The organism is Pseudomonas endophytica (assembly GCF_001411475.1).
Taxonomy (GTDB): domain Bacteria; phylum Pseudomonadota; class Gammaproteobacteria; order Pseudomonadales; family Pseudomonadaceae; genus Aquipseudomonas; species Aquipseudomonas endophytica.
This window is the reverse complement of record NZ_LLWH01000018.1, coordinates 1-13804: the sequence shown is the minus strand read 5'-3', so window position 1 is coordinate 13804 and position 13804 is coordinate 1. Positions and strand designations below refer to the sequence as shown.

The 13804-nt window shown below is 57.1% G+C and carries 13 protein-coding genes and 1 pseudogene; 6 read left to right on the top strand and 8 right to left on the bottom strand.

The genetic code is table 11. From position 1 onward, the window contains the following. Nucleotides 1-274: 274 nt before the first annotated feature. The 5 genes from AQS70_RS02700 to AQS70_RS02680 form a co-directional block, all read right to left on the bottom strand. Nucleotides 275-1699 carry a gamma-aminobutyraldehyde dehydrogenase gene (locus AQS70_RS02700; RefSeq protein ID WP_055101397.1) on the bottom strand — a complete coding sequence of 475 codons (1425 nt, stop codon included), beginning with the start codon at nt 1697-1699 and terminating at the stop codon, nt 275-277. Nucleotides 1700-1822: 123 nt separating this feature from the next. Further along, nucleotides 1823-3154 (bottom strand): APC family permease, encoded by a 1332-nt coding sequence (locus AQS70_RS02695; RefSeq protein ID WP_055101396.1) that lies wholly within the window; start codon nt 3152-3154, stop codon nt 1823-1825. Nucleotides 3155-3164: 10 nt separating this feature from the next. After that, nucleotides 3165-4322 (bottom strand): iron-containing alcohol dehydrogenase, encoded by a 1158-nt coding sequence (locus AQS70_RS02690; RefSeq protein ID WP_055101395.1) that lies wholly within the window; start codon nt 4320-4322, stop codon nt 3165-3167. Between the two features lie 271 nt (nt 4323-4593). Beyond that, nucleotides 4594-6051: a gamma-aminobutyraldehyde dehydrogenase gene (locus tag AQS70_RS02685; protein ID WP_055101394.1), complete on the bottom strand. Its 1458-nt coding sequence runs from the start codon at nt 6049-6051 to the stop codon at nt 4594-4596. Between the two features lie 116 nt (nt 6052-6167). Continuing rightward, on the bottom strand, nt 6168-7082 hold the full coding sequence (locus AQS70_RS02680; RefSeq protein WP_055101393.1) for a LysR family transcriptional regulator: 915 nt from the start codon (nt 7080-7082) through the stop codon (nt 6168-6170). 393 nt (nt 7083-7475) lie between these two features. On the opposite strand from AQS70_RS02680, the gene AQS70_RS02675 reads away from it, so the two are divergent. From AQS70_RS02675 to AQS70_RS02650, 6 genes and pseudogenes are all read left to right on the top strand, one after another. Then, on the top strand, nt 7476-7898 hold the full coding sequence (locus AQS70_RS02675; protein ID WP_055101392.1) for a nuclear transport factor 2 family protein: 423 nt from the start codon (nt 7476-7478) through the stop codon (nt 7896-7898). Then, on the top strand, nt 7895-8656 hold the full coding sequence (locus tag AQS70_RS02670; RefSeq protein WP_055101391.1) for an SDR family NAD(P)-dependent oxidoreductase: 762 nt from the start codon (nt 7895-7897) through the stop codon (nt 8654-8656). Before AQS70_RS02675 ends, AQS70_RS02670 begins: the two co-directional genes overlap by 4 nt. After that, nucleotides 8653-9773, top strand: a pseudogene (locus tag AQS70_RS02665) (NAD(P)/FAD-dependent oxidoreductase). Before AQS70_RS02670 ends, AQS70_RS02665 begins: the two are co-directional and overlap by 4 nt. After that, entirely contained in the window at nt 9770-10561 is a 792-nt protein-coding gene (locus tag AQS70_RS02660; protein WP_055101390.1) for a DUF1365 domain-containing protein, read from the top strand. Before AQS70_RS02665 ends, AQS70_RS02660 begins: the two are co-directional and overlap by 4 nt. Next, a complete protein-coding gene (locus AQS70_RS02655; RefSeq protein ID WP_055101389.1) occupies nt 10548-11816 on the top strand; it encodes an SAM-dependent methyltransferase in 1269 nt (422 codons plus the stop codon). The genes AQS70_RS02660 and AQS70_RS02655 overlap by 14 nt, the downstream gene beginning before the upstream one ends. Further along, a complete protein-coding gene (locus AQS70_RS02650) occupies nt 11813-12316 on the top strand; it encodes a DUF2878 domain-containing protein (protein WP_055101398.1) in 504 nt (167 codons plus the stop codon). Before AQS70_RS02655 ends, AQS70_RS02650 begins: the two co-directional genes overlap by 4 nt. A 1-nt stretch (nt 12317) precedes the next feature. On the opposite strand, the gene AQS70_RS02645 is transcribed toward AQS70_RS02650, so the two are convergent. The 3 genes from AQS70_RS02645 to AQS70_RS02635 form a co-directional block, all read right to left on the bottom strand. Beyond that, nucleotides 12318-12842, bottom strand: coding sequence for a DUF3833 domain-containing protein (locus tag AQS70_RS02645; RefSeq protein ID WP_055101388.1), 525 nt, complete (start codon nt 12840-12842; stop codon nt 12318-12320). 17 nt (nt 12843-12859) lie between these two features. Beyond that, the gene (locus tag AQS70_RS02640; protein ID WP_055101387.1) at nt 12860-13411 is read right to left on the bottom strand and encodes a chalcone isomerase family protein; all 552 of its coding nucleotides are present in this window, start codon (nt 13409-13411) and stop codon (nt 12860-12862) included. A 1-nt stretch (nt 13412) separates the two neighbouring features. Continuing rightward, on the bottom strand, nt 13413-13804 hold a 392-nt coding region (locus tag AQS70_RS02635), incomplete at its 5' end, for an RHS repeat domain-containing protein (RefSeq protein WP_156354970.1).

The window sequence follows — 13804 nt, the reverse complement described above, 5'->3', positions numbered from 1 at the left end:
GTTGTAGCGTAGCAAACGGGCTAAGTCTGTAGTCGCTGAAACAGCATCGCGCACGGTGTTTGGGGGCATTTCTGTTTTTGTAGGAGCTGGCGTAGCCTGCGATCTTTTGATCTTCTACCGCAACATCAAAAGATCGCAGCCTGCGCCAGCTCCTACACGGAAATTTGTCTGCCAACACACCCTGTGAAATACGAACACAGTGGTTTCTTTTGAAATCAATAACTGACTTCATGTTTGATAAGAGCGAGCAAGTTCGCTACAGGTTGCGGTGTGGTCAGTGCTTGAACATCACATGGCGAATGGTGGTGTAGTCCTCTAGCCCGTACATCGACATGTCTTTGCCATAGCCCGAAAGCTTGGCGCCGCCGTGGGGCATTTCGCTGACCAGCATGAAGTGTGTGTTGACCCACGTGCAGCCGTATTGCAAGCGCGCAGCCATACGATGAGCGCGGCCAACATCATGGGTCCAGACCGAAGACGCCAGGCCATAGTCAGAATCATTGGCCCATGCCAAGGCTTGCGCTTCGTCTTCGAATTCGGTGACGGAAACCACCGGGCCAAAGATTTCATTGCGCACCACTTCGTCGCCCTGCCGCGCACCCGCCAAGACGGTCGGTTCAAAGAAGAAACCCGGCCCCGCCACACGCTTGCCACCGGTCACGACCTCGATGTGTGACTGCTCACGGGCACGCTGGACAAACCCTTCCACCCGCTCCAAATGCTGCAAGGTAATCAACGGTCCCAATTCGGTTTCTGGATCATCTTGCAAGCCGTAGCGAATGCTGGACACGGCTTCAGCAAGCTTTCTTACAAACTCGGGGTAAATGCCTTTCTGCACATAGATGCGGCAAGCCGCCGTGCAGTCCTGACCCGCATTGTAGAAACCAAAGGTGCGTATGCCCTCTACCGCTGCGTCGATGTCGGCATCATCAAACACGATCACGGGCGCCTTGCCGCCCAACTCCATGTGCATGCGTTTAACGCTGTCGGCAGTGCCCGCAATAATCCGGCTGCCGGTCGCGACAGAGCCGGTCAGCGACACCATGCGCACTTTGGGATGGCTGGTCAGGGGTTTTCCAACAGTGGGACCGCGGCCAAAGACCACATTAATCACGCCTGCGGGAAAGATTTCTGCCATTAACTGCGCCAGTTTCAGCGTACTTAATGGGGTTTGCTCTGACGGCTTGATGACCACTGTATTACCCGCGGCCAGCGCCGGGCCGAGCTTCCAAGCCGCCATCATCAGCGGGTAGTTCCAAGGAGCAATTGACGCCACAACGCCTACCGGGTCGCGACGAATCATCGAGGTATGACCTGCCAAGTATTCGCCTGCGGCACTGCCTTGCAAGCAACGGCTGGCACCGGCGAAGAAGCGGAAGACGTCGGCCACACCCGGCAACTCATCGTTCAGCGCGGCAATGTAAGGTTTGCCGCAGTTGTCAGACTCCAGACGCGCCAGCTCCGGGGCGTGTGCGTCGATGGCGTCGGCCAGTTGCAGCAGTAATTGTGAGCGGTCTTTGGGCGTGGTCTGCGACCAGGCTTCAAACGCCGCATCGGCAGCACAGACCGCAGCGTCGACTTGCGCCAAGCTGGCCTCGGGGATCTCAACCAGCGTCGACCCCAAAGAGGGGTTGAGCACCGCGAGTTTTTCGCCTTCACCGGCGATAAGTTGGCCATTGATCAGCAGGCTGGTTTGCATAGATTCTCCCGTGGGGCGCAGAGGCACCCCTTTAAAAAAGTCGCAACCGCCCCGTGTGCGCACGCATTAGCACGCACAGCGGGTGTTATAGAGAAGGAAGTCGGGCAACGGTTGCCCGTGGGATCAGAGCGCGGGCTCAGGCACTGCGGTGCTGAAAAACCGGGTACGCAAGGCCAAGTACACCAGCCCCAACAACACCCAGCATGAGCCGAGGATCAGTGCATCGGCATCCAGACTGATGAGCATCCAGCTGGAGGTAAAGGCACCGATCAAGGGGAATAACACCCCGCGCAACACGCCGGGTTTATCGCCAACTGCACGGTCGAATGTCAGTTTCAGCGCACACAGGTTCACGGCGGTAAAGGCCAGAAAGGCGCCGAAGTTAACCAGCGAAGTGGCCGTAGCGATGGTCAGCCCAAAGCCAACGAAACCGAAGGCACCGCACAAGACAATGTTGAACACCGGGGTTTTGTAGCGCGGGTTGAGCACGCCGAACAGTTTTTGCGGGAGTTGGTTGTCACGGCCCAAGGCATACAGCAGACGCCCGACACTGGCTTGGAACGACAGGCCAGCGGCAAAGTGGGCAATGATGATGCCGGTCAGAACCACCGCAAAGAACAAGTCACCGCCAATGGTCTTGGCAATTTCAAACGCCGCCCCGTCGATGTTCTCGAACACTCCAATCGGGTGTGCTAAGTACATAAAGTACGAAGAGCCGACATACAGGCTGCCGCCGATCAAAGCCACCAGCAAAATGGCGCGCGGGATGGTGCGTTCAGGCTCGACGGTTTCTTCGCTCAGGGTCGACAAGGCATCAAAGCCGAGGAATGAGTAAGCCGCGATGGCAGCACCGGCCATGGTCGCCGAGAACGGCACGTCAGCATTGAAGAACGGCTTTACCGACAGAAGCCCACCGGCGCCGTTGATCGCAGTGACGTAGTGCCAGCACAAGGCAATAAACACGGTGATGATCGTCAACTGAATCAGCATCAGGATGATGTTGAAACGGTTGGCCACCTGAATCCCGAGGATGTTGAGCAATGAGGTGGACACAATGAAACCGGTGATCCAGCACCATTGCGGCACATTAGGGAACGCCAAACTCAGGTAGCTCGCCCCCAACAGCCAGATCAGCATCGGGATGAAGAAGTAATCGAGTAACGCCGCCCAGCCGACCATAAAACCAATGTTGGGGTTAAGCATTTTACGGGTGTAGGTGTAAGCCGAACCCGCGGCAGGAAAAACCCGCACCAGTCGTCCGTAGCTTAGCGCGGTGAAGATCACGCCGATGGAAGCCACCACATAAGACAATGCCACCGTGTTCTGGCTGGCCTGGGCAATCACGCCATAGGTTCCGAACACGATTAACGGCGCGATAAAGGCCAGACCAAACAGTAATACAGACACCGGACCCAGGGTACGGCGCAGATGCGGAGTCGAAGTCGATGCGCTCATGACGGTGCCCTTAAGCTGAGTAGTGGTAGGCGGCACGAATCACATCGAGGTAGCTCTCGACGGTCATGTCTTTGGTGTTGCTCGCATCGGAAATGTTGCTTTTGGACTTTTGCGCGATGGTCAGGAAATCTTCCTCGCGCACCCCGGCCAGATCCGCGAAACGCGGGATACCCAGCTCGCGGTTCATGCGGAATAACTGTTGCACCGCGGCGTGAGCAGCGTCGACCGCGCTCAGGTTCGGATCAATGCCCAGCGCGTAAGCCACATCGGCGTGGCGGCGCAGGTCGGCATCGCGGTTATGGCTGAACACAAAGGGCAGGAAGATCGCGTTGCCGATGCCGTGTGGGGTGTCGTACATGCCGCCTATGGCCTCGGAAATGCAGTGCACGCTGGCGATGTCCGCATTGCCAAACGCCATGCCCGCGATCAGGCTGGCGATCAGCATCTGTTCACGCGCCTCACGGTTGTTCGGCTCTTGCACAGCAGGCTTGAGGTACTGAGCGATCAGGCGGATAGCGTGCAGCGCCAAGCCGTCGCTGATGGGGTTGGCGGGCTTGCCGGTATAGGCTTCGATGGCATGGGTCAACGCGTCCATCCCGGTCGCGGCGGCGATGTGGGGCGGTAATGTGGCAGTGATGTCCGAGTCGAGCAACGCTAGGACTGGGCCGATGCGGTAATCGAGCAGGCTCATTTTGAATTGACGGCGGGTATCGGTGATCACCGAGAAGAAGGTCACTTCACTGCCGGTGCCCGCAGTGGTCGGGATGGCGACAATCGGTAACACCGGGCCTTTGAGGGCAAAGGCGCCTTCGTAGTCTTCAACGACCCCGTCATGGGTCAGCAGCACGCTGATAGCCTTGGCCGCATCCATCGCGCTGCCGCCACCGACCGCGAGCACGCCGTCGATGCCTTTGCCGCGATACAGCTGCGCCGCACGGTTCACGTCTTCGCTGCGGGGGTTGGGTTTGACGTCTGCGATCTCTTCGTAGCGAACACCCGCCTGTTCTAGGCTGGCGTAGATGCTATCGAGCAAGCCGGCGTTTTTGACGCCAGGGTCGGTGACCAACAGCACATGGCTCAAACCGAGGGCAAGCAGATGTTCGCCGGTACGCTGGCGAAGACCAGGTTCCATGACTATTTTGGTGGGTAATAGAAACTGGAATTGCATAGGGAGGTTCCTCTCGCTCTGTGGCGCTGTGCAATGTTGTCGTTATGGCAGACGAGTCAGAGAGCCGTTGGGACGGCCAATCTTAGTTTTTATTATCGAAATTGCCGCTTGGCGGTATGGATCGAAACACTAAGACACAGGTCACGGATCAACAAATACTTAAAACTCAAGGGAGCATTCGATTAAATCGAATGCTCCCTCGGGATTAACGAACGTGTAGCCGCTGCCCATGAGCGAGGTGCAACTGGCGGCGCAGCCATTGCTAAGACGGCTACAGATGTTGTCCATGTCGCGCCATGATGTGACGCACGACGCTGTAGTCCTGAAGCGAATCACTTGAGAGATCTTTGCCATACCCCGAGCGTTTCAGGCCGCCGTGGGGCATTTCGCTGACCAGCATGAAGTGGCTGTTGATCCACGTGCAGCCGTATTGCAAACGCGCTGCAACTTGCATGGCCTTGTCTAGGTTTTGCGTCCAGATCGAAGAAGCCAGACCGTATTCGGAGTCGTTGGCCCAGTCCACGGCTTGCGCCAGTTCATCAAAGCGGGTGACGGTCACCACCGGCCCAAAGACTTCACGCTGAACGATTTCATCACTTTGCTTACATCCGGCCAGCAATGTCGGCTGGTAATAAAAACCAGCACCAGGGTGTGCGGCTCCCCCGGTGACACATTCGATATGGGGTTGGCTAAGGGCACGCTCTACGAAGCTGGACACACGATCGCGCTGACGAGTGCTTATCAACGGGCTGATTTCGTTGTCGGCATCGTGCTTGCCCGCAAAGCGAATACGGCTCACGGCGTCACCCAGTTCGGCCACCAACCGGTCGTAAATACCCGCCTGCGCATAGACCCGGCACGCCGAGGTGCAATCTTGACCCGCGTTGTAATACCCGTAAGTGCGAACCCCTTCGACCACTGCTTGCAGGTCAGCATCGTTGCAGACGATCACCGGCGCCTTGCCGCCCAGTTCGAGATGGGTGCGCTTGAGGGTTTTGGCAGCCGCCGAGAGGATTTTCTGCCCGGTGACGATATCGCCGGTCAACGACACCATGCGCACTTTGGGATGGCTGACCAAGTGGCTGCCGACGTTTTCACCGCCACCGCAAACGATGTTGATGACGCCGCGCGGCAAGATCTCCGCCAGCATCGGCGCCAGGGCCAAAATCGACAGCGGGGTGTGTTCGGACGGTTTAAACACCACTGTATTTCCAGCAGCCAGTGCCGGGGCAATTTTCCAGGCGGCCATCATGATCGGGTAGTTCCACGGCGCAATCGAGGCCACTACGCCGATCGGATCCCGGCGAACCATGCTGGTGTAACCGGGCATGTATTCACCGCTGAGCTGGCCGGTCTGGCAACGTACGGCCCCGGCGAAGAAGCGGAACACATCCACCGTCGCACTCAAGTCGTCCTTTCGAGCCAAGTGCAACGGCTTGCCGCAGTTGAGTGACTCAAGCTGCGCAAATCTGTCGGCGTTTTTTTCAATCGCACTGGCGATTTCCAACAACAGGTTTGAGCGCTGCTGCGGCGTAGTGCGCGCCCAACTGCCAAAGGCCCGGTGCGCCGCAAGGATGGCGGCCTCGGTTTGCTCGGCGCTGGCCTCAGCGATCAGGGTCAGCACGTCACCCGTGGCCGGGTTGAGGATGGGCTCGGCAACGCCCTGCCCGGCGACTGACTCACCGTCGATCAATAATGCCGTGGATAAAGCAGGCTGCGCGGCTGGCATGGTGCGGTTTCCGTGTGCGTGTGTGGGCATAATGCGACCCGTTGCGTGAGCCTCGCCCCTGTCATGAGGTGGCAAGATTAGCGCTGCTAGGCCGCAGTCGACAAACTCTGTCCAGATTAAATAGAAAGCTTTCGCCCGCCATGCGGTTGCTCGCGGGCGACCGTCAGAAATGGATCGACCAATGCCGGGCGCGCTGTGCCCCGTCGCCAGGCAAGACCCACGTCGAGGGTCTGATTGAGATCCGCGATGGGCCGCGCCTCAATAATGTCGCCCTCCAGTGACCATGGCCGGTAAGTCATGTCGGGCTGAATCGAAATCCCCAACCCTGCCGCCACCAAACTGCGCACCGCTTCGGTCGAAGCCGTGCGCAGTGTGATAGTCGGTTGCAAACCCGCCTGCGCCCACAAACGCTGGGCATTGCTGTCCATCTCGTCGACATTCAATTGAATCAACGACTCTTTGGCCACGTCGGCGAGGTTGATACTGTCCAGCTCTAGCAGGGGATGCTGGGCCGGTAACCACACGCGATGCGGTGAATGCGTCAACACTTCAGACTGCAAAGCATGACGGTCTTCGAGATTGGAGAGAATCAGCACCCCGACATCAATCTCGCCACTGACCAACAAATGCTCGATGTAAGGCCGATCATCCTCCATCACCCGAATGTCGACGTTGGGGTAAGCGCGCTGAAAACGGGTGAGCAAGTCCGCCAAGTAATACCCGGCAACCAAGCTGGTGACTCCAACGATCAACTGCCCGGCGATCTGGTCAGTGCTTTGCTGCAGGCTGCGCTTGGCGTTATCGACCGTTGCCAGAATCAGATGCGCCTGACGCAAGAACTGATGCCCCTGATGCGTCAGGGTCATGCCCTTGGCGTGGCGATTGAACAGGCTAACGCCGATTTCCTGCTCCAGTTGCTGAATCGCCAGGGTCAAGGTTGATTGAGAGATGTACACCGCTTGAGCGGCAGCCGAGATCGAACCGGTCTCGGCCACTGCGATGAAGTGGCGGATTTGACGCAAAGTCATCATGAAAACATCACCCAGCCGACAGTTTTATAGATGGCGCTGAGTCTATATCTTTTTTATAGATGACCGAGGTCTGTTTCAACATCACCTTCTAAGAGCGACGCCAGCAAGCCGACAAACCAATTGCAAACGAGCCGCGAACTGTTGAGACAGGTCTAACCTCCAACGCACAGGATCTGTGTCTGGCTGACGACTCATGGTGCGATAAATCACACAAATAGTTGTACAAATCATTTGACTTGTACAACGCGCTCCTTATTCTCTCAAAAGCTGTACAAGATTATTTTCTTGTACAAGAAAAGGGAGGGAGTTCCATGCTCTACAGCTCAGGCATCGCCCCTAGGAATCATTGGACGCTGAATTTATCCACGTACCTGCTGGCAGGTGGGGGACGATATGTCTGACTTTCTACGAAATTTCGCCACCCGATTTGCTGCGCTGGACGCCAGTAATTTGTACAAACTCAACGAGCTGTACAGTGACGACATTCACTTCCGTGATCCATTGCATGAGATCCAAGGCCTGACAGCGTTGCACGCCTATTTCACTGAGCTGTACGCCAATGTCAGCGAGATTGATTTCACCTTCCATAGCCATGACCTAGTGCAAGAAGGCAGCGGTTACCTGCGCTGGACCTTGCGGTATCGACATCCGCGTTTACACGGTGGGCAAGTGATCAGTGTCGATGGCTGCTCGTACCTGCAATGGCACGACAAGGTGTATCAGCACCGCGACTACTTTGATGCCGGCGCCCTGCTCTATGAACACCTGCCGCTGATGGGCACTGCGATTGGCTGGTTAAAAGGGAGACTGGCATGAAGCGTATCTGGCTCACCGGTGCGAGTAGCGGTATAGGTGCCGCCATGGCGGACATTTTATTGTCCCAAGGCCATTTTTTAGCAGTGAGTGCGCGCAATGCTAAGGCTCTTGAAAAACTGCATACGGCGTTCCCGGAGCAGGTGCTTGAACTGCCAGGCGACTTGACTGATCAAGATCAAGTGCGGGCGATGGCCGAGCAAATTCAACAAGCCTGGGGCCATTTGGATCAGGTCATTCTCAACGCAGGCACCTGCGAGTACGTGGACGCCAGCCACTTCGAAGCCAACCTGATTGAACGCGTGATGCGCGCCAATGTGTTTTCGGCAGCCTACTGCGTGGAGGCGGCCCTGCCGCTGTTGCGCAAGGCTGCGCGGCCGCATCTGGTGGCGGTGTGCAGTTCGGTCACTTATCTGCCGTTGCCCCGCTCCGAAGCTTATGGCGCCTCGAAAGCAGCGATGCGCTACTTGTTTCAATCGCTGCGTATTGACGTGGCTCATGAGGGTATCGACGTCACGCTGGTCAGCCCGGGCTTTGTCGACACGCCGCTCACACAACACAACGATTTTCCAATGCCGATGCGCTGGCCAGTGAACAAAGCGGCCGTCTACATCACCTCCCGGCTGGATAAACGGCCATTAGAAATCGCCTTTCCCGGCCCCTTTATCGCCATCCTGCGTCTATTAGCAGCATTGCCTCAGCGCCTGCAATTGCTGCTGGGCAAACGCATGGCACGCCCTGCCAAAGAAGAGTCTTCATGAAAATAGCGATCATCGGCAGCGGCATCTCCGGCCTGACCTGCGCCTACCTGCTCAATCGTCAGCATGACGTCACTGTCTTTGAGGCGAGTGACTGGATCGGCGGCCATACCCACACGGTTGACGTTGAAGTGAAGGGCGAGCATTTTGCTCTGGATACCGGTTTCATTGTGTTCAATGACTGGACCTACCCCAATTTTATCCGCCTGCTGGATCAGCTCGGCGTAACCTCAGCCCCCACCGAGATGAGTTTCTCGGTGCAGGATCCGAGTACGGGTACGGAATACAACGGTAATAACCTCAATAGTCTGTTTGCCCAGCGAAGCAACCTGTTATCGCCTCGTTTCTGGGGAATGTTGAGCGATATCTTGCGCTTCAACCGTGAAGCAATACGTGATCTGGACGAAGCGCGAATCGCCGCCGACACGTCGTTGGGCGCCTACCTCCAGCAAAACGGCTACGGTCAGCGTTTTATTGACCACTACATCGTCCCTATGGGTTCGGCGATCTGGTCGATGTCACTGGGCGACATGCAGCGTTTTCCGCTTCAGTTCTTTGTGCGCTTCTTTAAAAATCACGGGCTTTTGTCAGCCACTCATCGACCGCAATGGCGGGTGGTTAGCGGTGGCTCGCGCAGTTACGTCGCACCGCTGTGCGCAAGCTTTGCCGAGCGCATACGCCTCAATTGCCCGGTACATCAGGTGGAGCGGGATGCGGCCGGAGTAACTGTGCACAGCGCCGCCGGTATCGAGCCGTTTGATAGCGTGGTATTCGCCTGCCATAGCGATCAAGCCTTGAGCCTGCTGGCAGCGCCCAGCCAAGCAGAACACCGGCCGCTTTGACCTACAACATGAATATTCTGCAAGGGCTGCAGAGCGACATCACCTTTTGCGTCAGCCTGAATCAGACCGCGGCGATTGAACCGAGCAAAATCCTCGGCCGCTTCCGTTACGCCCATCCGCAATACACCCAGCAAGGCGTGGTCGCGCAGGCACGCTGGCCCGAACTGCAAGGCACCCAAAACAGCTACTACTGCGGCGCTTATTGGGCCAACGGTTTCCATGAAGACGGCGTGGTCAGTGCCTTGCGCGTGGCCGCAGCTTTCGGTGAACACCTATGAACAGCGCGCTTTACCGCGGCTGGGTCAGCCACCGTCGGCTGCTGCCGCGCGCTCACGGGTTTCGGTATCGGATGGGCATGCTTTACCTGGATCTGGCCGAACAAGCGCAAGTACTGAGTTTGTCTTGGCTGGCCGGGCATTCGCGTTGGGGCGCGTTTAGTTTCCGAGAAACCGACTATTTACCGCATGCCACGCGCCAAGGTGTGACGCTAAGCGATGCCGTACGCCAGAGCGTGGAGCAAGCCCTCGGACACGCCCCGAAAGGGCGTATCTGTTTACTCACCCAACCGCGCAGTTGGGGCTTGTCGTTTAATCCGATCAGCCTGTTTTATTGTTTTGAAGCCGACGGCCGTTTGGCTGCCATCCTCTGCGAAGTCAGCAATACCCCTTGGCGAGAGCGCTATCACTATGTGCTACCAACTCACGCCAGCGGTGAGTCACGCCACCGGGTGCCCAAGAGTTTTCACGTCTCACCCTTTCTGCCCCGTGATGTGGAATACCGCATGCGTTTTTCTGCGCCTGAGCAGCAGTTGCACGTGACCATGCAGGATTGGCAGGGCGAGCAAAAAATCTTTGAAGCAGGCATGGGGCTGGAGCGTATCGAACTGACGCGTCAGAGCCTGCATCGGCATTTGCTGGAATTTCCGTGGGTCACCGGCAAAACTGTCGCTGCCATTTACTGGCAGGCCTTGCGTCTGCTGCTAAAGCGGATGCCTTTGTTTTCCCATGAAGCCGCCCACGGTGAACAGCGCACCGCACATCTGGAGTCTCGCCATGACAAACCCTAGTCTGAACCCTACCCGTTCAGTTGACTCTGCGGCCAACGGACTAGGCACCCGCCTGCTCAAGAAAGGCGTTTTGCGCCAACTGGCTCAGTTGCGTCATGGCCATTTGTTGATCGTCGTCGACGGCGAGCCTCTAAGCTTTGGCCAGCCAAATGATGAGCTGCACGGCAAAATCGACGTACATCACCCAGCCTTTTGGTCAATGGTCGCGTTAAATGGCTCGATTGGCGCGGGTGAAGCCTATATCCACGGCTACTGGACGAGCCCCGATCTGACGGCGGTGATCCGCATTTTCGCGGCCAATCTCGAGATGCTGGATGGCATGGAGCGCGGCTTGGTCCTATTGCGCCGCCCAATAGTCAAAGCCCTGCACTGGCTCAACCGCAACACGCGCCAGGGTTCGCAACGCAATATTTCTGCGCACTACGACTTGGGCAACGCACTGTTCGAGCAACTGCTTGACCCGACCATGATGTATTCAGCGGCAATGTTTCGCTCCAGCAGCGATACCTTGGAACAAGCCCAATTAAACAAGTTGGACTGCATCTGCCAAAAGCTTGATCTCAAACCCACTGATCATCTGCTGGAAATCGGCACGGGCTGGGGCAGCATGGCGCTGTATGCGGCCACCCACTACGGTTGCAAAGTCACCACCACGACCCTGTCTCACGAGCAGTTTGCTTACACGCAGCAGCGTATTGAGGCGCTGGGGCTGCAAGACCGCGTGACGTTGCTGTTGCAGGACTATCGCGACCTGACGGGCACCTACGACAAGTTGGTGTCGATCGAGATGATTGAAGCGGTCGGTCACCGCTTTCTGTCCACTTACTTCAAACAGTGTGCTCACCTGCTCAAAGATGACGGGCTGATGCTGCTGCAAGCAATCACCATTCGCGACCAACGCTATGAGCAGGCAAAGAAGACCGTGGATTTTATCCAGCGCTACATTTTCCCCGGCGGCGCCTTGCCTTCCGTGAGCGCCATGCTCAACACCATCAGCCGCGACACCGACCTCAACCTGCATCACATGGAGGACTTCGGGCTGGATTACGCGCGGACATTGCACCTGTGGCACGACAACCTGCGTAGCAACCAACACAAGCTAGAGGCACTGGGCTATGACCAGACGTTCTATCGCCTCTGGGAGTTTTATCTGTGTTACTGCGAAGGCGGCTTTTTGGAACGCAGCATCGGCACCGCGCATCTATTGCTCGCCAAGCCCGGAGCCAGACCGCAACCTTTCGAGTTGAAGGTCTGAACAGCCAAGGCCGGTTATTACTGAATGCCGGCCTTTTCCAGCTCGGCTGGTTCGCCTGTGTCTTTGGCGCGCATCGGCCATGGTTGTTATTGATTGCAATGGCCTGCTTGGCGATACACCTGCTTTGGGTTGCGAAGGCGCTTGGTGAGTGGCGCACGCTGCTGCGGGTGGCCGCCTGCGGATGGGTACTGGACAGCGCGCTGATGCACCTTGGGTTGTTCACGTTTGCCGGGGCCACTGTAGTGTTGCCTCTGTGGCTGGCATTGATTTGGCTATTGTTCGCCAGCACCTTGACCTACAGCCTGAGCTGGACCCAACGACCGTGGTGGGTGGGCAGCTTACTCGGCGCGTTGGGTGGGCCTCTTTCTTACTTAGGAGGCGCAAAACTGGCAGACGTCGGCCTGCCGCTAGGGACGTGGCCCAGCCTTGTGCTGCTGGCACTCATCTGGGCAGTGTTGATGCCGGTGTTGCACTGGGTGGCCAGATATAAAGCCCGTTGACTCAGGGCTGTTTGCGGAAAAACAAGGTGATCTGACCGACTTCCACCCCAAATTTGCTCATGTACGAACGGTTGATCAGGGTGTCTTTGTCCATGAGGTACATCCAGTCGTCCAAGTGCACCTCATACTCTTTGCCATCCACCGGAAGGTTCAGCACGTACTTCCAACGCAAGGTATTGCCTGCCACCTCGCCAACCGCCTCGCCCACTACGTCGCCCGCAGTCCCGCGCCATTTGTCAGGGCCCGTAGGGGTCAGCGTCCACACGCGTTTTTGTTGTGTGCCATCGCTGTAGGTGAATGATTCGTCGAGGATCAGCTTGTCGCCTTCAGATGTGCCGATGATCTGCACATGGAAGCGCTTGACCACCTCCCCAGAACGCTTTTGAAACATACCCCACGCTTCGGTCCGGCCTTCAAAGAACTGGCGTACCTCAAATTTGGGCGTCTCTTGGCTGTACGTCTGCACATCGACCCTACTGCAACTGGCCAAGCAAATGCAGAGCAGCATTAACCCTATCTTCAACATGGCATTTCCTCTGTGGTTTAAGGCTTGGATGCGCCCAACAATTGGGCTCGCAGTTGCGGGTTACGTGTGCGTGGGTCGAGCCAGATCGCAAAAAAAGCCTTGGCGAACGCCTCATCTTTGACCACATGTTGCAGCTGATCGCCGACGTAAAAACGCGCGCCCTCCCCCGGCACATAGACTCCGGTGATGCGACTGCCGGGGACTACATCGACAAACGCCAGTTGCATTTCCTTGTCCCAGCGAGCGATCTGCTCTGGGCTCAGAGGGTTGGGCGATAGGCGACGGATTTCTTTGAGACTGGCCTCAACCAGATCTTCACGGCTGATAGCGCGGGTGTAGGTCAGCGCTAGCGCAAAAGGCACCTCTGCGCCCGGCGGCTTACCAGCAAGCACACGAGGGCTAAAGAACTGCGCGTTGTAAATGGAGAAACCAAACATTCGCATCTCCCCACTCCCCGACAAACGCGCATCGGGTACGGATTCACGCCAATTAGCGAGAAGTGCCGAACTCTGAAACAACAAAACAAGGCTGATAACACAGCGGAGTAAGTGGTCTGACTGCTTGGCCATGCTAGACCTCCGAAGAACTCAATACGCGCCTTAAAAACTTATACCAAATTGTGATTTTGTACAGCTTTTGTCTAAATCTAGGCAGGGTGATTGAGTGGATACACGCGGCGTCATGCAGGTTGTCGCGCTCGAAGTCGCAGATCACCCGGCCATTGAAGTTGATCTGGTGCAGGTGACCGCTGCCGTAGTACAGGTGGTTAATGGCGCGCTGGTCGGGCAAGGTCAGGGTTTCGAGGTTGCCCAGTTCGTCGTAGTGGTACTGCAACTCGCCCGTAGCGCTGGTGTCGCTGAGCAGTTGCCCGTTCTTGTCGTAACTGAAGCTCAGCGGTTGCTGCTGGCCGTTGAGGTCGGTGAAGGTGATCGACAGCAGGTTGTCGGCGTTGTCGTAGGCGT

What these genes read in the sequence shown, in the direction of transcription:
- AQS70_RS02700 (WP_055101397.1), bottom strand. Translation starts at nt 1,699, where the DNA reads ATGCAAACCAGCCTGCTGATCAATGGCCAACTTATCGCCGGTGAAGGC.
- AQS70_RS02695 (WP_055101396.1), bottom strand. Translation starts at nt 3,154, where the DNA reads ATGAGCGCATCGACTTCGACTCCGCATCTGCGCCGTACCCTGGGTCCG.
- AQS70_RS02690 (WP_055101395.1), bottom strand. Translation starts at nt 4,322, where the DNA reads ATGCAATTCCAGTTTCTATTACCCACCAAAATAGTCATGGAACCTGGT.
- AQS70_RS02685 (WP_055101394.1), bottom strand. Translation starts at nt 6,051, where the DNA reads ATGCCAGCCGCGCAGCCTGCTTTATCCACGGCATTATTGATCGACGGT.
- AQS70_RS02680 (WP_055101393.1), bottom strand. Translation starts at nt 7,082, where the DNA reads ATGATGACTTTGCGTCAAATCCGCCACTTCATCGCAGTGGCCGAGACC.
- AQS70_RS02675 (WP_055101392.1), top strand. Translation starts at nt 7,476, where the DNA reads ATGTCTGACTTTCTACGAAATTTCGCCACCCGATTTGCTGCGCTGGAC.
- AQS70_RS02670 (WP_055101391.1), top strand. Translation starts at nt 7,895, where the DNA reads ATGAAGCGTATCTGGCTCACCGGTGCGAGTAGCGGTATAGGTGCCGCC.
- AQS70_RS02660 (WP_055101390.1), top strand. Translation starts at nt 9,770, where the DNA reads ATGAACAGCGCGCTTTACCGCGGCTGGGTCAGCCACCGTCGGCTGCTG.
- AQS70_RS02655 (WP_055101389.1), top strand. Translation starts at nt 10,548, where the DNA reads ATGACAAACCCTAGTCTGAACCCTACCCGTTCAGTTGACTCTGCGGCC.
- AQS70_RS02645 (WP_055101388.1), bottom strand. Translation starts at nt 12,842, where the DNA reads ATGTTGAAGATAGGGTTAATGCTGCTCTGCATTTGCTTGGCCAGTTGC.
- AQS70_RS02640 (WP_055101387.1), bottom strand. Translation starts at nt 13,411, where the DNA reads ATGGCCAAGCAGTCAGACCACTTACTCCGCTGTGTTATCAGCCTTGTT.